This window comes from Pseudarthrobacter sulfonivorans, assembly GCF_024391045.1.
Classification (GTDB): Bacteria; Actinomycetota; Actinomycetes; order Actinomycetales; family Micrococcaceae; genus Arthrobacter; species Arthrobacter sulfonivorans_B.
Genome location: NZ_JANFCZ010000002.1, coordinates 1 through 20,367 on the forward strand (window position 1 = coordinate 1; position 20,367 = coordinate 20,367).

The following is a 20,367-nucleotide window of genomic DNA, read 5'->3' on the forward strand; positions in this document are numbered from 1 at the left end:
GGCCAACGAATGCTGGGACTAGTTCACGCAAAGCCTGACGCCAGTTTTGTCTCTCTTCAATCACCGCTTTATGTTTGATGTTTCGCGAAACTCCCCACATGCTGACGATCGCGCTCGTGACGGCCGCAATCAACGCGGCTGCCCCGACGGTCAACCAGTAGTCAGGCGTGTGGCCTCCAAGAATAATTCGTGGGCGGCGTATTCGTGCTGATTGTCAGCCCCGGCAAAAGCTCCAAGCGCGAGGTATCCCACCGACGATCGTAAGGCCCCCCAGTCAACGTGAGCCTTTTCAGTCGTGGATGTTGCTCGAGCGGGCTAAGATCGTGCACAAGTTTTGAGTTCTTGCTCAGGACCAGCGTTTCGAGCGAGGTGAGATTAGCCAGTGGGCTGAGATCAGCATAATCATCCGAGAACGTGCAGTTCTTCAGTTCAAGGTGCGAAAGAGCCTCAAACCTTCCGATATCGCGCAAGAGGCCCCAACCCCCGCACGTATCGAGGACCAAAGTTTGTAGCCGCGGCAGCACAGAAAGCTCTCGCAGGTCATAAAGGCTCGTGGGGCCGAACTCCATCCACTCACCTTCGATCTCGAGTCTCTTCAACCAGCCTAGCGCCGCCAGAGGTTTCAGGTTGGGTATGACCGCTGCCGAAATGCGGAGAATCTCGAGCCCAGCAAGGTTTGAGATGGCATCCAAGAGGCCATCCCTGTCCATATCGACTGCCACCTCGAGCTCGACCAGACTCGTCAACGAGGAGATGGCAGCCCAGTTGGTGAAAATCGTGTGCGTGTCGCCCTGCTTCAGTTTCGCTTTTCTGAGACTGGCGAGCCGACTCAAGGGACCAAGATCGAGACTGCCCACCTCCTCATATTTGTAGGGGTCGAGGCGAACGGCAGCGAGTTCGAGTTCCGCGAGCCCACCGAGATTGGCGAGCGCTTCGAGGTCCCCGACACCTGAGACGTTACGAAGCACGAGGGACTTGAGTGCCTTCAGCCTCCCAACCTTGCCGAGGCCGCGGATGTGTGTGTCTTCCAGCCGGAGCTTTTCGAGCCTACCGAGCTTGGCCAGGGGCGAAAGATCCTCGAGGTTTCCGGTGGAGACGAGCACCAGTTCCCGCAACTGCCGAACATTCGATATACCGGTGACGTCAGTGAACCGACTCATGCGACCGACCGCGAGCAGCGTGAGCCCGGTTAACCCCGATATGGAATCAAACTCCAATTCGTCCGACAACGAAGTGAGTTCAAGCTGAGCGAGGCGTTCGAGCCCCGCCAACGGGCGAAAATCCTTGATGTTCGCCAGGTGTGCAAGCGCGAGACTCTGTAGCCCATCGAGTGTAGCGATGGCATCGATGTTTGAAATGCCGCTGCTTCCGCGGACCTCGAGCCGGCGAAGATTAGCGAGCCCCGCAATGGGAGTCAGATCTACTTCATCGTCCATCAGATGCAGAATCAACGCATCGATATTCGTCGCGTACTGCAAACCCTCCAGGTTGAGTTCCCGGTGCTGATTTCGATACGTGTTGATGTACAGGTCACCGGTCAGTAATGCCATCTGATCGGCTGTAATGGTGAGCCGCTGGTCCCCCGGGGTGCTGAGCTTCTCCCACACGATGTTTGCCAGGAGTTCGTCGGACACCACACCGAACGCAAAAGGCCCGTGTCGGTGCCCAGAGTCCCGGCATTCCTGTTCGCGTCGGTGTAGAAGGGTGCGAAGATAGCCCACGCGTGCTTTCGCCTCCGCTACCGCAGTAGACCTGCGGGCCTCTTCGCGATCGAGGGCGGCTTGGATGCGCGCTTGCTTCGCTTCACGCTCCGCTAGGTCTCGCTCTCGCTCAAGCTCAGCGTCGCGGCGCTCCTGCTCTTCACGTCGGTTCTTACTCCCCTTGCTCGCAATTACCGACACCGCGATCGTCACCGCAACTGTGAAGACAAACCGTGAGCCCGCGTAGCTCGTGCTTCCCGTACCCGGATTCGGGAAGATCTGGTAGCTGAGCACTAGAGCAATAATGAATGCGGCAATGCCAGCGATTGCAGCCAAGCGGATCTCCGTCTATTCGAGTGTTCGGGGGGCAGTCCTGCGGCGAGCTGGTCAGCTCCATCCTTCTCAGAGCGTACGTTTCGTGATCGATCTCGCCGATGTCATACTGACACATCAGCTCATCGACCTGCGACTTCAGTTCTGCGCGGTCCATTGGTTCCTCACAGTTGCGATTTCACAACGTACACCGTTACGCGACCAACCGTCGCGGTAACGCAACTCCTAATGAAGCGAAACAGATGCTGTCCCGTCCCTAGTTCTCAATAAACAGCACCTTCGAATGGAGTTCCTCCAACTCTTCTTCGCCCCCTAGAACTCCTGCGCCAACCACTCCAGTGCATTCTTTGTGAAGGCCACAATTTCGCGTTCGAGAGCGTCCGTCCTGCAACTCCGCTCCATAGAAATGAAGTCGTACTTCTTACCTGTTTCAGGGTGATTGATGAAGCTGCCATCAGCAAAGAAACCATGCACCACGAAATAGCGAAGCTTGAGAGTATTTTCCAATCGTTGAATGAGTTCAGTCGGGGCTGTCCCTTTGAGTCCATTCAGCGCCTTGACGAGGCTTGAACTCGTTTCGTCGTATCCTTTGACCCATACCCCAGCGGCCTGGACCATCAGGCTCTCGCCGTAGCGATTGTTCCTGCCGCACGGCACTCAGGAACTTGCGGCTACGGGTTCAGCTGGGCGGCGTTGCGGAACGCCCACGGGCGGTACCTATTCCAAGCGCAAACCCGGGAAAGTGAATGGCCGCCAAGAACATGTGTTCTTGGCGGCCAACCGCGGAACGTCCCTGAAGGTCAGGAACTAAACGTTGAAGCGAAACTCCACCACGTCGCCGTCGGCCATCACGTATTCTTTGCCTTCGATCCGGACCTTGCCGCGGGACTTGGCCTCGGCCATGGAGCCGGCCTCGATGAGGTCGTCGAAGGAAACCACTTCAGCCTTGATGAAACCGCGCTGGAAGTCGGAGTGGATCACGCCGGCCGCCTGCGGAGCGGTATCGCCCTGGTGAATGGTCCAGGCCCGGGTTTCCTTGGGGCCGGCCGTGAGGTAGGTCTGGAGGCCCAGGGTGTGGAAACCGACGCGTGCCAGCTGGTCCAGGCCTGACTCGTCCTGACCGTTCATCTCCAGCATTTCGCGGGCTTCTTCCTCGTCCAGCTCCACGAGGTCAGACTCGAGCTTGGCGTCGAGGAAAATGGCGTCTGCGGGCGCCACCAGGGCACGGAGCTCTTCCTGCTTCTCCGGGCTCCCCAGGATGCCCTCATCCGCATTGAAGACGTAGATGAACGGCTTCGCGGTCAGGAGGCTGAGCTCCTTGAGGTGCCCCATCTCCAGCTTGTCGCTCTTGATCGAGGAGAAGATGGTATCGCCGCGTTCCAGCACCGCCTGCGCCGCCTTGATGGCTGCGAGCTCGGCGGCCTCCCGCTTCTTGATCTTGACTTCTTTTTCGATGCGCGGGATGGCGTTTTCGATGGTCTGAAGGTCGGCCAGGATCAGCTCGGTGTTGATCGTCTCCATGTCCGAACGGGGATCCACCTTGCCGTCCACGTGGATGACGTCGGGGTCATCGAACACGCGCACCACCTGGGCGATGGCTTCGGCTTCGCGGATGTTGGCCAGGAACTTGTTGCCCAGGCCTTCGCCCTCCGACGCGCCCTTGACGATGCCGGCGATGTCCACGAAGGACACCGGCGCCGGCAGCAGCCGCTGGGAGCCAAAGATCTCAGCGAGCTGCTTGAGCCGGGGATCCGGCAGGTTCACGACGCCCACGTTCGGTTCGATGGTGGCGAACGGATAGTTCGCCGCCAGCACCTGGTTGCGGGTCAGTGCGTTGAAAAGAGTTGATTTGCCGACGTTGGGCAGTCCGACGATGCCAATAGTAAGAGCCACGAGCATTGATTCTACCGGGTGCGGCACCCGTCGGCCCCAGCGGGGCTGACAGCGGCGAGGGGCGGCGCGGTTGCTGCCGGAACGTCGGCTGGAATATGTCGCTTCGGCAAAATGTCGGAGGGCCGTGCCACAGTGAGCCTATGGATGCTTTAGCCCTGATTCTTGCCCTGTTCATGCTGCTGCTCGGTGCCCTCGCCGGCGCCGCTGCCACCTACCTGTTCCTCCGCCGGCGCACGAGCGCGCTGGAGGAGGATTTCGACGCCGTTTCGGCGCGCCTTTCCGAGGTGAACGCGCAGTTCGCAGCGGCCGACGCCGAGCGGCGGCTTCTCAGCGTACAGAACCGGGAGCTCGGCGAGTCGCGCAGCCAGGACGGCAGCGTCCTCCGGGCGCTGGCGCCCGTTGCGGAAAAGCTCACGGCCGTGCAGCAGCAGGTTGCGCTCCTCGAGCGGGACCGCCTTGAGCAGTACGGCCAGCTGGCCCAGCAGCTGCAGGAGGCCCGGCTCTCCGATGCCCAGCTGATCCGGTCCACGCACGCCCTCGAGTCCGCACTCCGCTCCAACAGTGCCCGGGGCCAGTGGGGCGAGGTGCAGCTGCGGCGTGTGGTTGAAGCGTCAGGGATGCTCAAGCACGTCGACTTCCTAGAGCAGGTTCACAGTGCCGGCGGAGACTCGACCATCAGGCCGGACCTGGTGGTGCAGCTTCCGGGCCAGAAGCAGCTCGTGGTGGACGCCAAGGTGCCCCTGTCCTCCTACCTTGAAGCCCAGGAGCTCGGGTCAGGAGCAGGTTCGGGGCACCCCGACGCCACCGGTTCCGGCGCGACGGGCCATGCATCCCAGCAGACGCTCCTCGCGGCCCACGCAAAAGCCCTGCGTGCCCACGTGGACGCGCTGGGCAACAAGAAATACTGGGACATCCCCGGCAACTCCCCCGAACTGGTGATCTGCTTCCTGCCTGCGGAATCCATCCTGGCGGCCGCACTCATGGCGGATGCCACGCTCCTGGACCATGCCTTGTCCCGGAACGTTGTCCTTGCCTCGCCGAGCACGCTGCTGGCCGTCCTGAAATCGGTGGCGTTCACATGGCGCCAGGATGTGCTGACGGACAGTGCGCGGGAACTGTTCGATCTCGCCCGACAGCTGTATGAGCGCATGGGAACCTTGGGCGAGAATGTGGGAAAGCTGGGCTCGTCCCTGAAATCGTCTGTGGACCGTTACAACTCCCTAATCGGCACACTGGAGGCACGGATCCTGCCCACCGCCCGGAAACTTAACGCCATGGACGAGTCAGGCCTGCTGACCCCTCCGGCGCTGGAGGTCACGCCGCGGTCGCTCGCCGCGCCCGAGCTGCAGCAGGATGACGAGGCAGCCTGACGGGGCGGTCTGAGGAAGCAGCCTGACGGGGCGGTCTGAGGAAGCAGCCGCAACTGACGTGCCTTGCGTCCCGGTACCGGGAGGCAAGGCACGTCAGTTGCGGTCTGTCAGTTTCGGGACCGGCGTCCGCCGAGGGCGCGGCTGACGTCGCCGGCTTCCTTCAGGGTGGCCCGGAGTTCCTTGGGCAGGGAGAACAGCAGGTCCTCTTCCGCGGTGACAACTTCCTCCACGGAGCCGTAGCCGTAGTCCGCGAGCAGGCGCAGGACTTCCGTGACCAGAACTTCCGGCACGGAAGCGCCGGAAGTGACGCCGACTGTGGCGACGCCTTCAAACCAGGCCTCGTCCACTTCATTGGCGAAGTCCACCCGGTAAGAGGCCTTGGCGCCATATTCCAGGGCAACCTCAACCAGCCGGACCGAGTTCGAGGAATTCGCTGATCCCACCACGATGACCAGGTCCGCCTGGGGCGAGATCTTCTTGATGGCCACCTGGCGGTTGGTGGTGGCGTAGCAGATGTCGTCGCTGGGCGGATCCTGCAGGGTGGGGAAGCGTTCCTTCAACAGCCGGACCGTCTCCATGGTTTCGTCGACGCTCAGCGTAGTCTGGGAAAGCCAGATGACCTTTTCGGGATCCCGGACGGTGACCTTGTCCACTTCGTGCGGGCCGTTGATGATCTGGATGTGTTCCGGAGCTTCGCCGGCAGTACCTTCAACTTCCTCGTGACCGTCGTGGCCGATGAGGAGGATGTCGAAGTCGTCCTTGGCGAACCTGACGGCTTCCTTGTGGACTTTGGTCACCAGGGGGCAGGTGGCGTCGATGGTGCGCAGGCCGCGGTCCTCTGCGGACTGCACGACGGCCGGCGATACTCCGTGGGCGGAAAAGATCACGAGCGCACCTTCGGGTACCTCGTCGGTTTCATCCACGAAGATGGCGCCCTGGGCCTCGAGCGAACTCACCACGTGGACGTTGTGCACGATCTGCTTCCGGACATACACCGGCGGACCATAGTGCTCCAGGGCTTTTTCCACCGCAATGACTGCCCGGTCCACCCCGGCGCAGTAGCCGCGGGGGGCTGCCAGCAGGACCTTCTTGGGGCCTGATATCGGCGCTGCGGCAGATACTTCCTCAGGCGAGCGTCGCCTTCGCGGGACCGTTGGCATCGAAAGGGAAACTGGGGAGGTCATGCCTCCATGCTACCGGTTGGGGCGTCGCCGCCCCGGCGAGGCGACCCTGGTCACAAGGCCGGCAATCAGAAGCACACCGCCCGCAATAAGGGCGCCCGTAACCCATGATCCGAAGCTGCCGGACGCCGCGGCGACAAACTCGTTTTTGAACATGTCCGCGACCTCATTTCCGCTGGCAGTCCCCAGCACCGCATCACGCGCCATGGTGGAGCCCACCGTCCAGAACCCGGCCAGCAGCAGCGCGCCGAAACCCACACAGAAGAGCACGGTCCACTTCCGGCGGGCGGCAACCAGCGCCAAGGCAAAGGCGATTCCCGCCCCGACCACCAGCGGATAACCCAGCGGGGCATAAGCCGTCAGGCCCGAGATCAGCTGGCGCTGGCCTGACTGGCCCACATTGATCAACGTTTGCTCCGGGGCAGCCAGCGGCAGACCGGTTGCATGCGAGATCTCCCCCGTCGCCAGTGCCACCAAGGGCGCAACGTCCAGCGTGAGGGACGACGACGAACTGGCTTCGGCCGGCAGCGAGGCGGGATCGGCAAAGCTGAGGCGGTGGCTTCTGCGGAGGGTCTCCTCCCACGCGGCAGGATAACCGGGAAGCCCTGTCAGCGATCCGGCCGCAGCCTCCAGCACGGGCCTGACCAGACCGGCCAGCGAGTCCGGTACGGCACCGGTGTCGATGGTGCCCACCGTCGCCGCGGCTAGCCGTTTCTGGAATCCGGTGTCCTGGCCAAGGGGTGCGGCCAGCGCCACGAAGCCGTCTTCCTGGACGATATTCCGGTCAGCCCAGATCGCCGGAACGGCAACTGCGGACAGCAGAAGGCCCAGAACGGCAGCAACGGCGGAGATGAAGGTGCGCAAAAACGGGTCCTCACTGGTTGGCGGCGGCGAAGCCATCATAGGACTGGTTCCTGGACAGCGGATGTCAGTCACGGGTGGTACAGCTTATGGATAAGGTTGAATGACCCCGCGCCATCCAACCTTATCCAAAAGCCGTACCTGCACCTGCCGAACAAAGGATTGCCATGCCGTCAGCCACAGCTCCCCGGGGCAGCGCGCATGTCTGAACAGGCCGCCCTGCCAGGCACCGCTGCCACAACCCTGCCCGCAACGGCGGCTGAAACCACCCCGGATAATCCCTGGCCGCTGCAACTGCTGTCCCAGAAACTCAAGTTCCATATCGACCGCGCGCCGGCCGCCTGGGTGGAGGGCCAGGTCATCGAAATGAACCGCCGCGGCGGCAACGCCTATCTGACGCTGCGGGACGTGGACGCGGAGGTCTCCCTGCCGGCGTCGGTGTGGACGAAGGTCCTGGACCGGCAGAACATGCCGCTGGAACGCGGCTCGCGTGTGGTGGCCCTGCTCAAGCCGGAGTTCTGGCTCAAGACCGGCCGCCTCAACATGCAGGTCCGGGACATCCGGCCGGTTGGCCTGGGCGACCTCCTGGCACGCATCGAACGCCTGCGCCAGGCGCTGGCGGCCGAAGGACTGTTCGCCGATTCCCGGAAGAAGCCCCTCCCGATGCTTCCCCACAGGATCGGACTGATCACCGGGCGCGATTCGGACGCCAAGAAGGACGTCCTGCAAAACGCGGCACTGCGCTGGCCCGCCGTCGAATTCGAAATCCGTGAAGTCGCCGTCCAGGGCAACACCGCGGTGTCCCAGATTGTCCGCGCCCTCCGCGACCTGGACGGCCGCGAGGACGTGGACGTCATTGTCATTGCGCGTGGCGGCGGCGCCCTGGAGGACCTGCTGCCGTTCAACAGCGAGGAACTGATCCGCGCCGTGTCCGCAGCGGCCACTCCGGTTGTCAGCGCCATCGGCCATGAAGCCGACAGGCCGCTGCTCGACGACGTAGCGGACCTCCGCGCGTCAACGCCCACCGATGCTGCCAAACGGATCGTGCCTGACGTTGCCGAGGAACTGGCGAGCGTTCGCCAGGCGCGCGAATACCTGAGCCGGTGCATTGGACGGCTAGTGGAACGTGAAACGGACCGGCTCGCCTCACTTCATTCCCGGCCCGTCCTTGCCAGCCCGGAGGGGATGGTCACCGTGCGCGCGGAGGAAATCGAACGGCTGCTGCGGCGATCATCGGCGGCCGTCAGCTCCACCGTGGTGCGCGCGGCTGACCAGTTGGTGCATCTGCAGGCCCAGGTCCGGTCACTGTCGCCGCAAAAAACCCTCGACCGCGGCTACGCGGTGGTGGAACTCGCCGATGGCCGGCCCGCCCGGCCCATAGAGGCCGCCGGCCATGCCGTAGTCCGCAACCCCGCGGAGGCGCCTGCTGGAGCCGTGCTGTCCGTGCGGGTGGCCGAGGGCCAGTTCGGTGCAACATCCACCGGCGAAATTAACCGCGAATCTTAACTAGGAGAAGCACATGCCCGAGACGAAGCGTGACCCGGAAATCGACGCCCTGAGCTACGAGGAAGCCCGCGAACAGCTGGTGCTGGTGGTGGGTAAGCTGGAGGCAGGCGGCGCCAGCCTCGAAGAATCGCTGGCGTTGTGGGAACGGGGCGAGGCCTTAGCCAAGCGTTGCGAGGAGTGGCTGGAGGGCGCCCGCAAGCGCCTCGCGGCCGCCCGCGACCAGCCCCTCTAGGAGCGGTCCACCAACTCACGTTCAACCGGGACGTCGAACGCCGCTTTGGGCCAATCCAGCTTCATCTCGGAAAGCGCACCCAGCACCAGTTGCTGCACCGCGATCCGGGCATACCATTTCTTGTTGGCCGGAACCACATACCAGGGAGCATGGTCCTTGCTGGTCTCGTCAAAAGCGGCCTGGTACGCGTCCATGTAGTCCTGCCAGAAGGCGCGCTCCTTCAGGTCTCCGCTGCTGTACTTCCAGTGCTTAGCGGGGTCGTCCAGCCTGGCCAGCAGACGCGCCTTCTGTTCGTCCTTGCTGATGTTGAGCATCACCTTGATGATCCTGGTGCCCGCGTCCGTCTGCCGCCGCTCAAACTCGTTGATGGCGCGGTACCGGCGCTTGATTTCTTCAGGCGTCGCCCAATTGTGGACCTTGTGAATCAGCACGTCCTCGTAGTGGGACCGGTCGAAGATGCCCACCATGCCCGCCGCGGGGACTGCCTTCTCGATCCGCCAGAGGAAGTCATAGGACTTCTCCTCCTCCGAGGGTGCCTTGAACGCCTTGAACTGCACTCCCTGCGGGTCCATGGTGGCCATGACGTGGTTGACGATTCCGCCCTTGCCTGCCGTGTCCATGGCTTGGAGCACCAGGAGGAGCCGCCTTCTGCCGCCGAACCGGGACTCGGCAAACAGGGTTTCCTGCAAGGCTGAGAGCTTCCCGTCCAGATCGGCAAGGAGCGCTTCACCATCGGCTTTGTTGCCGCTGTAGCCGGGGGTCGCCCCGGGATCGACACCCGCAAGCGAAAAGCCCTTCCCCACCCTCAGCATGTCGGCGGGATGCTTCTCAAATTCAACGATGCCGGCCACGGCAGTCCTCCCCGATCGTTCGGCGCGCCAAGATGCGCGTCACCACAGGCTAGTTCCCTTTGTACCTGCTCAGGAAGTCCGCCATGCGGTTGATGGCCTCCTCCAGGTCCTTCACCAGCGGCAGGGTGACCATCCGGAAATGGTCCGGGCGGACCCAGTTGAAAGCCCGGCCGTGGGAGACCAGGATCTTCTGCTCGCGCAGCAGGTCCAGGACGAACTTCTCGTCGTCCCGGATGTGGTAAACCTCGGGATCGAGCTTCGGGAAGAGGTACATGGCGCCCCGGGCCTGCTGCGTGCTGACTCCGGGAATGGCGTTGAGCATGTCGTAGGCCTTGTTGCGCTGTTCGAGCAGACGGCCGCCCGGCAGGATCAGGTCATTGATGCTCTGGTAGCCGCCAAGTGCTGTCTGGATTGCGTGCTGGGCCGGAACGTTGGCGCACAGCCGCATGTTCGCCAGCAGGCTGATTCCCTCGAGGTAGTCCGCAGCGTCCTTTTTTGGCCCGGAAATGGCCATCCAGCCCGCGCGGTAACCGCACACACGGTAAGCCTTGGAAAGCCCGCTGAAGGTAAGGCACAGGACGTCGTCGCCCGTGAGCCCGGCCAGGTTGGTGTGCACAGCGTCTTCGTAGAGGATCTTCTCGTAGATCTCGTCTGCGAAGATCACCAGGCCGTGCTTCTCGGCGAGCTCCACGATTTTCTTCAGCGTGGCTTCCGGGTAGACGGCACCGGTGGGGTTGTTCGGGTTGATGACCACGATGCCCTTGGTGCGGGGCGTAATTTTGGCTTCCATGTCCTCGAGGTCCGGCTGCCAGCCGGATTCCTCGTCACAGAGATAGTGCACGGGCTTTCCGCTGGCGAGGGCCACGGAGGCGGTCCACAGGGGGTAATCGGGCGTCGGGATCAGCACCTCGTCGCCGGCGTCGAGCAGTGCCATCAGGGACATGGTGATGAGTTCACTGACACCGTTGCCCAGGTAAATGTCGTCCACGTGGATGTTCTGGATGCCGCGGGTCTGGTAGTACTGCGAGACGGCGGTCCGGGCTGAGAAGATGCCCCGCGAGTCGCTGTAACCCTGGGCGTGCGGCAGGTGACGGATCATGTCCACCAGGATGGCGTCCGGGGCTTCGAATCCAAACGGTGCCGGGTTTCCGATGTTCAGTTTGAGGATTCTGTGACCCTCCGCCTCCATCTGCTGGGCGGCCTGAAGAATCGGTCCACGGATGTCGTAAAGGACGTTGTGAAGCTTGGTGGACTGCTTGAATTCTGCCATTCATCAAATATGCCATAGGAAGGATGCGCTTCCATTGAGACCTCGGACACACCACTCAGCAGCACGGACGACGGCGGCTGCCGGACTTGTGTGGGTCCGGCAGCCGCCGTCGTGGTTTACCGCAAGACGTGAAGCGCTACTTGACGATGCCCTTGTCCTTCAGCCAGGAGGCAGCCGCGTCTTTGGGGTTTTGCTTCTGGCTGCCGCTGACTGCGCGGTTGAGGTTGATCAGGTCATCAGTGGTCAGGATCCGCGAAACGCCGTTCAGCGCCTCCTTGGCCTTGTCCGTCATCTTGGCCTTGTTGTACAGCGGCAGGACCTGCTGGGCCTTGAAGTTGTTCTTCGGGTCCGCCAGCACCACGAGGTCGTTGTCCGCGATGGACGGGGTGGTGGTGTAGATGTCCGCCACCTGCACGTCGTCAGTGAGCAACGCCTGGAGCGTCAGGTTTCCGCCGCCATCGCTGAACGGCTTGAGCCCCTTCATTTCGCAGTTGTAGTTTGCCTTGAGCCCGGGGAAGCCGTAGGGCCGGGTCTCGAAGGTGGCCGGCGCGCCCATGGTCAGGTCCTTGCAGACCTTGGCCAGGTCCTCAATGGACTTGAGCTGGTACTTCTCGGCCGTGGCCTTGGTGACCACCATCGCGTCCTTGTCTTCAGCCTTTGAGGCCTCCAGGACGGCAAGCCCGTCAGGGAGTTTGCCGGGCAGGGCCTTGTAGACATCGTCGGCTGAGACTTCCGTGGCCGCGGCGTCAAAGTAGGAGAGCAGGTTGCCCGTGTAGTCGGGCACGAGGTCCACGGAGCCGTCCTGGACAGCCTTGACGTAGATCTCACGGGAACCGATGTTCGGCTTGGTGGTTGTGGTCACGCCAGCAGCGTTGAGTGCGCCTGCATAGATCTCCGCGATGATCTGGCTCTCGGGGAAGTCAGCGGAGCCGACCACCAGGGAGCCGCCCGTGCCGCCGCTTGCTGCGCTGGTGCTGGGAGTGGCCAGCGGGTTGCTGCCGCCGCAGGCGGTCAGCGCCACGGCCAGTCCGACGCCGGCGGCCAGGCCAGCCAGTCCCCGGCGGGTGATGGTTGTCCGGACGGTGTTCTTCATGGAGTGCCTCCTTGAGCAGCAGCTGGCGCAGGCGCGCCAGCTGGGAGATCGGCGGTGGCCCGGTGGCCACCGCGGGTTTGGGTTGAAAGACCGGGCGAGAGGACGGTCCGCTGCACCGCGGCGAGCAGGAGGTCCACGACGATGGCCAGCGCCGCGATGAGCAGCGACCCCGCCAGCATCCGGGGAAAATCCTGCAGGACCAGCCCATCAAAAAGGTAGCGCCCCAGCCCTCCAAGGGGCAGGTACGCCACCACGGACACGGTGGCGATGACCTGGAGGACGGCGGTGCGGATGCCGCCGAACATCACCTGCAGCCCGTTCGGCACCTCGACCCGGAACAGGATCTGCAGCTCGGTCATGCCCATGGCCCGTGCAGCATCCACCACGGTCCTGTCCACGCTGGCGATTCCCGCATAGGTCCCGGCGAGAAGCGGCGGGACGGTGAGGATCACGAGGGCCCACACCGGGGACATCAGGCTGCTGCCGGCGAGGAGGGCAAAGAGCACCAGCAGGCCCAGGGTGGGCAGCGCGCGAAGGGCCCCTGCCACCGCAACCGCCACGACGCGTCCGCGGCCGGTGTGTCCGATGTACAACCCGATGGGAACCGCGATGGCGGCGGCGATGACGAGCACCAGCCCGCTGTATTGGAGGTGTTCCACCAGCCGGACAGGGATGCCGGAACTTCCGCCCCAGTGGGCCGGATCGGCGAGCCAGGCGAACGTGTCGGTGAAGATGTTGCTCATGGCCCCGCCCCCGCGTGGACCTTGGCGTCGGCCACGAACTGCGCGCCGGCGGGAGCTGACGGACCGGACGCTTTGACGGCGCGGGTCCACGGAGTCAGCAGCCTCTCGAGCAGGACCAGCAGCGCATCCATCAGCAGTGCGAGCACCAGGATGGCAAGAATGCCCACCACCACTTCGGTGACGAAGTTCCGTTGCAGCCCGTCGGTGAACAGCATGCCGAGATTGCCCACGCCCAGGAGCGCGGCGACGCTGACCAGGGAGATGTTGCTGACCGAGACCACCCGCAGCCCGGCAAACATCACCGGGAGGGAAAGCGGCAGGTCGATCTGGACAAAGCGGAGCCATGGTTTGTAGCCCATGGCCGTGGCGGCCTGCCGGAGGTCCTGCTCCACGGAGTCAAAGGCGTCCAGGGCCGCCCGGACCAGGAGCGCCACTGCATAGATGGTCAGCGCGACGATGACGTTGAGGGGGTCGAGGATCCGCGTTGCAAGGATGGAAGGCAGGATGATGAACAGAGCCAGTGACGGGATCGTGTAGAGCAGCGAACTGGCCGTCACCACAACAGACCGCAGCGCGGGATGGATCCGGGCCAGCTGGGCCAACGGGATGGAAATGACCAGTCCCAGGACCATCGGGATCAGTGCCAGGACAATGTGCTGCCCCGCCCTCTCCAGGACCATTCCGCTGTTCGCGAGGAACCACTCCATCAGAGTGCAGCCTGCCGGACCTGCCGGGCGGCCTCGATGACTTCCAGGACCTCCTGTGCCCGGATGGCCCCCAGGACCCGCCCCTCGCCGTCGACGGCCACGCCCTGGCCGGAGGGAGAAGAAAGTGCGGAGTCCAGGGCCCGCCGGAGGGATTCGCCCGGGTGGAACAGGGATCCTCCCGGGATGAGGTCGGTGTTGGTTCCCGGCCGCGCCCAGCCCAGGGGCCGCATGTCCTCATCCACCACCAACTGCCAGTCCGTGACCGCGGCGGGATCGCCGTCGAACGTTCCGCCGCGCGCCACGAGGGTCGGCACCCGGTGGATGGCGATGTCGTTAGACGTGGTGAACCCCAGGTGCCGGAATCCGCGGTCCCGTCCCACGAAGGAGGCCACGAAGTCGTTGGCCGGGGCGCGCAGGATTTCCTCGGGCTTGGCGTACTGGGCCAGCTTCCCGCCCACGGCAAACACGGCCACCTTGTCGCCGAGGATGGTGGCCTCGTCAATATCGTGCGTCACAAACACGATGGTCTTCGCGAGGTCCTGCTGCAGCCGGAGGAGCTCGCGCTGGAGTTCGTCCCGCACCACCGGGTCCACGGCGCTGAACGGCTCATCCATCAGCAGGACCGGTGGATCGGCCGCGAGCGCGCGGGCCACGCCGACGCGCTGCTGCTGGCCGCCGGAAAGCTGGGACGGGTACCGCTTGCCGAGCGATGAGGCCAGCCCGACGACGTCGAGCAGTTCCGTGGCGCGTTTGCGGGCTTCGGCCTTCGGGACTCCGTTGAGGCGGGGGACGGTGGCGATGTTGTCCAGCACGGAGCGGTGCGGCATGAGGCCGGAGGACTGCATGACGTAGCCCATGGACCGGCGCAGTTCCGCGGCGGGAACGGTGGTGACGTCCCGCCCGTCCACCGTGATAACGCCGGACGTGGGCTCCACCATGCGGTTGATCATCCGGAGCGAGGTGGTTTTGCCGCAGCCCGACGGTCCCACAAAAACGGTGATGGATCCCTGGTCAATGGAAATAGTGAGGCTGTCCACGGCAGGATTGCCGCCCTGATACTGCTTGGTGACGCTCTGGAACTCGATCATGGCTGGGTCCATTCCCGGACATTACCCGTTCTGTTGGACGGCATCGGACGGTGGAGCGGCGGCCGTAAGGTCACTGATAATTACCGTAGCGCAATCAGTTCCCAGCGTAACCGGATTCGCGGGCAATTCCGGGCAAGCGAATCCTTACTGTAACCATTCGTTCGGCGGCCTGCCCTCGTTGGGTGGGTGCGGCGGCGGTCACGCGGTTCCGGCCTGTTCCTTCACCAACTGGAGGACCCCGAACACCGGGTCCTGGTCCAGGACGCGGACCTCGGTGATGCCGGCCGCCGCGAGATACTTCCGGAAGGCGTCCTGGAGCGGTGCCACGTTCATGCCCAGCCCGCTGCCCAGGATGACGGGGCCCTCGATTCCCAGTTTACGGAGGGCCTGCGCGGCCAGATCCGCCAAATCCTTGCCGGCCTGGTCAAGGAGCTCCCCGCTCACACCATGGCCGGCTGCAGCCGCCTCCACCACCAGGCGTGCCTGCTGGGCCCAGAACCGGCGGCCGGTTTCCGGGGAATGGAACAGCGCAATCAGCCGGTTGGGGTGGTCCAGGCCGCAAGCGGCAAGTAGAGCCTCCGTAAGCTGGTCGGCGGGGAGCCCCTGGTTCATGCGGCGCAGGCTGTGCCGCACGGCCTCCCGGCCCAGCCAGTAGCCGCTCCCCTCATCCCCCAACAGATAGCCCCAGCCACCCGCCCGGGCCTCCTCCCCTGCCGAGTTCCTGCCCCAGGCGGCGGAGCCGGTTCCGGCGATCACGGCCACGCCGGTGCTGGCAGCGCCGGCCGCGAGCAGCAGCCTGGAATCGTGGACCACCGTGACCTTGGCTCCCGGGGCATGCGGCGAGATGAGCGCGGCGAGGGCGGCGGCGTCGTCGTCGGTATCAATTCCTCCGGCCCCTGCGTAGACCTGTGCCACCTGCCCGCCACCGATGCGGGCAAAAAGATCCGCGAGGTTCAGCGCGGCCTGTTCCCGGCTGACGTTCTGGACGTTGGCGCTGCCGGCCGTCTGGTCCGCCACGGCCACGCCGTCCTCGAAACGGACTCCGCGGGTCTTTGTCCCGCCGATGTCCAGCCCGATAACGACGCCCGCCAGGCCTTGCGGAGCAGCCGGCGGCAGGGCAGCAGTTTCGGGCCGGGTTCCGGACGGTGCGGCTTGGGAGCGCTCGGTATCAGTCACCTCATCAGCCTACTGAACGGCCGCCGTCGTGTCCCGGGCGGCGGTCCTCAGCTGCCCTGCGAGCGCGCGGCCACCAGCCCCGCCAGCAGTTCCGGCCCTTCCTGCAGGACGAGTTCGCGGAAATACCTCACCGAGTCCGGCTCGGCGTCCGGTCCGGGCTTCCGCCGGCGCCAGCCGAGTCCGATCTCCCGGTAGGCGAGCCCCGACTCCAGCGGCAGCTCAACCCAGCCCAGGTTTCCGGTCTCCGGGCTGACATGACGCCCGGGCCCGTTGCCGCCCGGCGGCAGGATGCTGACGCCAAGGCCCGCGGAGACGAGGCCGCGGGCAGTATGCGTGTCCTGGCTTTCGAAGGCGATGCGGGGGCGGAACCCGGCTTCGCGGAACAGCGCGTCGGTGAGCGAGCGCATGCCGTACCCCGGCTCAAGCGCCACGAACGGGTCCCGGCGGATGTCCTTCAGCCCCGCGCTGGCGCTCACTGCCAGGGGGTGGCCGTGGTGCACCACCAGGCGCAGCGGCTCGCGGTACAGGGCAGCCGAGGCGATGCTTCTGCTGGCGGCCGGCACCGGGGCTGTGAGCGCAAGATCAGCCTGTGCCGCAGCCAGTTCCTCCAGGCAGGCGTCCCGCGCCCCCTGCCGCAGGATGAAGCCCGCCTCCGGGTGGCGGCTGCGGAAGGCGCTGATGAGCAGCGGCAGCGTGGCTTCGCCGAACGTGTGCTGAAAGGACAGCGAAACTTTTCCCCGCACCACGTCCGATTCGTGCCGGACCCGATCAAGCCCCGCCTGGAATTCAGCCAGCGCTGACTCGATGTAGGGAAGCAGGGTCCGGGCGGCCGCGGTGAGGCGCACTCCCCTCCCGTCCCGGATCAGGAGTTCAGTTCCGACGACGGCGCTGGCGCGGGACAGCGCCCTGCTCACCGTTGACTGGGGTACTCCGAGGAGCTCGGCCGTTTCGGTGACGTGCTGCGTGCGGCCGAGCTCCGCGAGGATGGGGAGCAGTGGCAGGAGCCTGGCCAGTTGCTGATGATCGGTGATCATTGGATTCATCTTTCCCTGAGCGATTCCCTGAGCGTTTCCCTGAGCGCCGTAAACGTTCCACTTCTGCTATTGATTTTAGCTAAAGCATGCATTGGAAGCATGAATTCAAAAAGCCTAGCCTTGACTCATGCCAGAGACCGCCACCGCATCAGGAACGTCCGCGCCCCAAGGGGACGGCTGGACAGGCCACCCCAAAGGCTCGGCTGCCTACGGCAAGATCCTGGCTGGGCTGGCCTGCGCGGGTGTGGCGACGTTTGCCCAGCTCTACTCCACGCAGGCAGTACTGCCGGTCATTGCCTCGGATCTGCAGGTCACGGCGGCGGAGGCGGCACTGACGATCTCGCTGGCGACTGTCGGCCTTGCCATCACCGTCATTCCCTGGTCCTTCCTGGCGGACAGGATAGGCCGGGTCAAGGCCATGACCTGGGGGATATCCGCCGCCACCGTCCTTGGACTCCTGGTGCCGCTCTCCCCCAGCTTCGGCATGCTCCTCACCCTCCGCCTGCTCGAGGGGATGGCCTTGGGCGGGATACCAGCGATCGCCATCGCCTACCTGAACGAGGAAGTGAACCGCGCCCACGCCGCCATGGCGGCCGGAAGCTATGTTGCCGGAACCACGCTGGGCGGCCTCGCCGGCCGTCTGGTGGCCGGTCCGGCGGGTGAGTTGTGGGGCTGGCGGGCAGCAGCCTTGGCGGTGTCCGTGCTGGCAACAGCGGCTGCCGTGCTTTTCCTGATCCTCATACCCCGGGCGAAGGGCTTCGCAGCCACCAAGGCGGCCGGGTTCCGCGGCGCCCTCGCAACCCTGGCCGGCCATCTTCGGAACCCCCGGCTTGTGGCGCTGTACATCCAGGCGTTCCTGATGATGGGAGGCTTTGTGGCGGTCTATAACTATCTGGGCTTCCGCCTGTCCGCGGCGCCCTTCGCGTTGCCTGCCACCCTGATCAGTTTCATTTTCCTCGCTTACCTGTCGGGGACCCTGACCTCCAAGTGGGCCGGCGGCCTGACGGCACGCTTCGGCCGCAGGACCGTGCTGCTGGCAGGCCTTGTCCTGATGGCCGCAGGCCTCGCGCTGACGCTGACGCAGGTGCTCGCCATCATCCTGGCCGGCCTGGTGATTTTTACCGGCGGCTTCTTCGCGGCCCACAGCATCGGCTCCGGCTGGACGGGAAGCATAGCCACCACCGGCCGTGCCCAGGCGGCATCGCTCTACAACCTGGCGTATTACCTTGGCTCCAGCCTGATCGGCTGGTCGGGCGGCCTGCTCTTCCAGTCGCTCGGGTGGTCGGCGCTTGCCGTCGCCGTCGTGGTCCTGACGGTCCTCACCGCGGTGACTGCCGCCGTCGTACATCCCTTCCGGAGCGCGCAGGCACCGAGACCGAACTAGGAAGCAGCGGCGTTCGCCGCAGAACTATTTGCCCCTTAAGGGCGCGTATCCGTGGCAAATATTCGGCGATGGGCGCAGTCCGGGGATGATCGGGCGAAAACCGCCGTCTAGGATGAACTCAAGCACAGTTGAGGAGATCCCATGAGCAGCACCCCCAAGAACGTCCGGCCGGGCAGTCATTTCGAACCCCTGGACGCCATTGATGAGCGGCTTCTTGCCGCCCTCGTGGACGATGCGAGGATCTCCAACAAGCAGCTGGCTGAGCTGGTGGGCATCGCTCCGTCCACGGCGCTGATGCGGACCCGCGCGCTGTCCGAACGGGGCATCGTCCAAGGCTTTGAAGCCAAACTCAGCCTTTCCGCGATCGGCCGGTCCGTCCAAGCCCTGGTGGCCGTCAGGCTCAGGGCGCACGACCGGGACCAGATCGACCGTTTTACGGCCCGGGTGCCGCACCTGCCTGCAGTACTGTCAACGTTCCACACCTCGGGTTCGGTGGATTACCTCCTGCACATTGCGGTGGGAACCACCGAGGACCTGCGGGACTGGGTGCTGGACAATCTGGCCACCGACCCCGTGGTGGGCCACACCGAAACCACCCTGGTGTTCGAGCACATCCAGGGCAACCACGGTCCGCTGCCGGCATAGGCGTGCTGCGGCTACCGCCGCTGCACGGCCGTCCGGAACGTCACCGCTGAGAGTGCCAGGGCGGCAACACTGCACACCGCCACAAACACGGCCACTGCGGCCTGCAGGCCGAGCGCAGCGGTGGCCCATCCGAGCCCGAGGACCGGCACGGCACTGCCCAGGTAGGTGATGACGTAGACGGTGCTGACCACCTGGGCGTGGTGCGAGACCTCCACCTTGGCTGCCACGTCGTTGAATACGGTCCGGAAGGCTACGCCCTGCCCCAGCCCGGCGCACACGCTCGCCGTCACCAGGAGCCACAGGCTGTGCCCGGCTGCGGCTGACGCCAGGAGCAGCACCGAGATCCCCAGGAGCCCCAGGCCTGCCGGAACCACGAAGCGCCCTCGCACTGCCAGCAGCTGGCTCAGCGCCGACGCGCCCAGCGTGATCCCCGCCAAGGCACCGATCAGCGGGCGGGAGTCGGTGCCCACGGTCTGCGCAAAGTAGCCGGGAGCCAAGGACAGGCAGAAGCCGAACACGGCGAAGCTGAGGAATCCGACGGCGGACGCGAGCCAGAAGGCACCCCTCGCCTCAGTTGACACGGACGGGCGGCGCGGAGCGAGGACGAGGATGGGCCGCGGTCCGGCCGGAGGTTTGATGGCAGGCCGGGCGTTCAACAGGAACAGGGGCACGAGCATTCCGGCCAGCAGCACAGAGTGGGCATAGTAGGGGGCGGTGGTGGGGCCGGGCAGCATCGACAGCAGCCCGCCGATGACGGGGCCCGCGGCCACTCCCCCGGCTGTTGCCAGCAGTGTAAAGCGGGAGGCCCATTCCGGGCGGGACGGGAGCAGTTCGCGCAGCGCCGCGGCGCTGGCACCGGTGGCAAGGGCAACAGCCACGCCCTGCAGCGCCCGCCCGGCCGAAAGCGCCAGCAGTGTCCCGGCCTGCGAGAAGACCCACCCTCCGGCCAGCCCCGCCAGGACGGCGAGAATGAGGGCAGCGCGCCGGCCGATATGGTCGGACCAGTGGCCGGCAAGCATCAGCGTGGCCACCAGCGCCAGCACGTAGCTGGCGAAGGCCGCGGTGACGCCCAGCGGCGAGAGGCCCAGGTTGGCCTGCAGCAACGGGTAGAGGGGCGTGGCCAGGTTCGCGCCCACCAACAGCAGGGAGATGACGGCACCGGCCATCACCAGCCGGGCGGTGGTGGAGGCGTTCCATCCCCGGTTCGCGGCTGTGGCCGGGCGCATGCGGAGTTCACTGAAGACGGTCATTGGCGTTGCCTTGGCATCTGTTGGGGCTGGAGGTCCTTGTGGGACGCACC

Annotated in this window: 19 protein-coding genes; 5 read left to right on the forward strand and 14 right to left on the reverse strand. The window is 65.0% G+C overall.

Annotation, left to right across the window (positions count from 1 at the left end; all coding sequences use genetic code 11):
• Positions 1–161: 161 nt before the first annotated feature.
• The 3 genes from NQJ30_RS01325 to ychF form a co-directional block, all read right to left on the reverse strand.
• Positions 162–2,036: a hypothetical protein gene (locus NQJ30_RS01325; protein WP_255767936.1), complete on the reverse strand. Its 1,875-nt coding sequence runs from the start codon at positions 2,034–2,036 to the stop codon at positions 162–164.
• Positions 2,037–2,345: 309 nt separating this feature from the next.
• Positions 2,346–2,651, reverse strand: coding sequence for a hypothetical protein (locus NQJ30_RS01330; protein WP_255767937.1), 306 nt, complete (start codon positions 2,649–2,651; stop codon positions 2,346–2,348).
• A gap of 189 nt (positions 2,652–2,840) precedes the next feature.
• Entirely contained in the window at positions 2,841–3,926 is a 1,086-nt protein-coding gene (gene ychF / locus NQJ30_RS01335) for a redox-regulated ATPase YchF (RefSeq protein ID WP_255767938.1), read from the reverse strand.
• Between the two features lie 140 nt (positions 3,927–4,066).
• Between ychF and NQJ30_RS01340 the strand changes: the two genes are divergently transcribed.
• A complete protein-coding gene (locus tag NQJ30_RS01340) occupies positions 4,067–5,296 on the forward strand; it encodes a DNA recombination protein RmuC (protein WP_255767939.1) in 1,230 nt (409 codons plus the stop codon).
• A gap of 107 nt (positions 5,297–5,403) precedes the next feature.
• On the opposite strand, the gene NQJ30_RS01345 is transcribed toward NQJ30_RS01340, so the two are convergent.
• Complete coding sequence (locus NQJ30_RS01345) at positions 5,404–6,480, reverse strand: 4-hydroxy-3-methylbut-2-enyl diphosphate reductase (RefSeq protein ID WP_255767940.1); 1,077 nt, start codon at positions 6,478–6,480, stop codon at positions 5,404–5,406.
• Positions 6,481–6,489: 9 nt separating this feature from the next.
• Complete coding sequence (locus NQJ30_RS01350) at positions 6,490–7,341, reverse strand: hypothetical protein (RefSeq protein WP_255767941.1); 852 nt, start codon at positions 7,339–7,341, stop codon at positions 6,490–6,492.
• Positions 7,342–7,539: 198 nt separating this feature from the next.
• On the opposite strand from NQJ30_RS01350, the gene xseA reads away from it, so the two are divergent.
• Together xseA and NQJ30_RS01360 are read left to right on the forward strand one after the other, a co-directional pair.
• Positions 7,540–8,844, forward strand: coding sequence for an exodeoxyribonuclease VII large subunit (gene xseA / locus NQJ30_RS01355; RefSeq protein ID WP_255767942.1), 1,305 nt, complete (start codon positions 7,540–7,542; stop codon positions 8,842–8,844).
• Between the two features lie 13 nt (positions 8,845–8,857).
• The gene (locus tag NQJ30_RS01360; RefSeq protein ID WP_190989285.1) at positions 8,858–9,076 is read left to right on the forward strand and encodes an exodeoxyribonuclease VII small subunit; all 219 of its coding nucleotides are present in this window, start codon (positions 8,858–8,860) and stop codon (positions 9,074–9,076) included.
• Here NQJ30_RS01360 and NQJ30_RS01365 read toward each other — a convergent pair.
• From NQJ30_RS01365 to NQJ30_RS01400, 8 genes are all read right to left on the reverse strand, one after another.
• Positions 9,073–9,927, reverse strand: a complete 855-nt coding sequence (locus NQJ30_RS01365) for a polyphosphate kinase 2 family protein (RefSeq protein WP_255767943.1) — start codon at positions 9,925–9,927, stop codon at positions 9,073–9,075. The two genes, NQJ30_RS01360 and NQJ30_RS01365, sit on opposite strands and share 4 nt — an antisense overlap.
• Before the next feature lie 49 nt (positions 9,928–9,976).
• Positions 9,977–11,197: a pyridoxal phosphate-dependent aminotransferase gene (locus NQJ30_RS01370; RefSeq protein ID WP_255767944.1), complete on the reverse strand. Its 1,221-nt coding sequence runs from the start codon at positions 11,195–11,197 to the stop codon at positions 9,977–9,979.
• Positions 11,198–11,333: 136 nt separating this feature from the next.
• Positions 11,334–12,290 carry an ABC transporter substrate-binding protein gene (locus tag NQJ30_RS01375; protein ID WP_255767945.1) on the reverse strand — a complete coding sequence of 319 codons (957 nt, stop codon included), beginning with the start codon at positions 12,288–12,290 and terminating at the stop codon, positions 11,334–11,336.
• A complete protein-coding gene (locus tag NQJ30_RS01380) occupies positions 12,287–13,033 on the reverse strand; it encodes an ABC transporter permease (protein WP_255767946.1) in 747 nt (248 codons plus the stop codon). The genes NQJ30_RS01375 and NQJ30_RS01380 overlap by 4 nt, the downstream gene beginning before the upstream one ends.
• On the reverse strand, positions 13,030–13,740 hold the full coding sequence (locus tag NQJ30_RS01385; RefSeq protein ID WP_255767947.1) for an ABC transporter permease: 711 nt from the start codon (positions 13,738–13,740) through the stop codon (positions 13,030–13,032). Before NQJ30_RS01385 ends, NQJ30_RS01380 begins: the two co-directional genes overlap by 4 nt.
• Positions 13,740–14,840, reverse strand: coding sequence for an ABC transporter ATP-binding protein (locus NQJ30_RS01390; protein WP_304663730.1), 1,101 nt, complete (start codon positions 14,838–14,840; stop codon positions 13,740–13,742). Before NQJ30_RS01390 ends, NQJ30_RS01385 begins: the two co-directional genes overlap by 1 nt.
• A gap of 186 nt (positions 14,841–15,026) precedes the next feature.
• Entirely contained in the window at positions 15,027–15,944 is a 918-nt protein-coding gene (locus NQJ30_RS01395) for an N-acetylglucosamine kinase (protein WP_255768191.1), read from the reverse strand.
• 107 nt (positions 15,945–16,051) lie between these two features.
• Positions 16,052–17,038 (reverse strand): LysR substrate-binding domain-containing protein, encoded by a 987-nt coding sequence (locus NQJ30_RS01400; protein WP_255767948.1) that lies wholly within the window; start codon positions 17,036–17,038, stop codon positions 16,052–16,054.
• A 127-nt stretch (positions 17,039–17,165) separates the two neighbouring features.
• Here NQJ30_RS01400 and NQJ30_RS01405 point away from each other — a divergent pair, with 127 nt between their 5' ends.
• Together NQJ30_RS01405 and NQJ30_RS01410 are read left to right on the forward strand one after the other, a co-directional pair.
• Positions 17,166–18,422 carry an MFS transporter gene (locus NQJ30_RS01405; protein ID WP_255767949.1) on the forward strand — a complete coding sequence of 419 codons (1,257 nt, stop codon included), beginning with the start codon at positions 17,166–17,168 and terminating at the stop codon, positions 18,420–18,422.
• 141 nt (positions 18,423–18,563) lie between these two features.
• Positions 18,564–19,067: an Lrp/AsnC family transcriptional regulator gene (locus NQJ30_RS01410; RefSeq protein ID WP_255767950.1), complete on the forward strand. Its 504-nt coding sequence runs from the start codon at positions 18,564–18,566 to the stop codon at positions 19,065–19,067.
• Between the two features lie 11 nt (positions 19,068–19,078).
• On the opposite strand, the gene NQJ30_RS01415 is transcribed toward NQJ30_RS01410, so the two are convergent.
• Positions 19,079–20,317: an MFS transporter gene (locus tag NQJ30_RS01415; RefSeq protein WP_255767951.1), complete on the reverse strand. Its 1,239-nt coding sequence runs from the start codon at positions 20,315–20,317 to the stop codon at positions 19,079–19,081.
• Positions 20,318–20,367 lie beyond the last annotated feature (50 nt).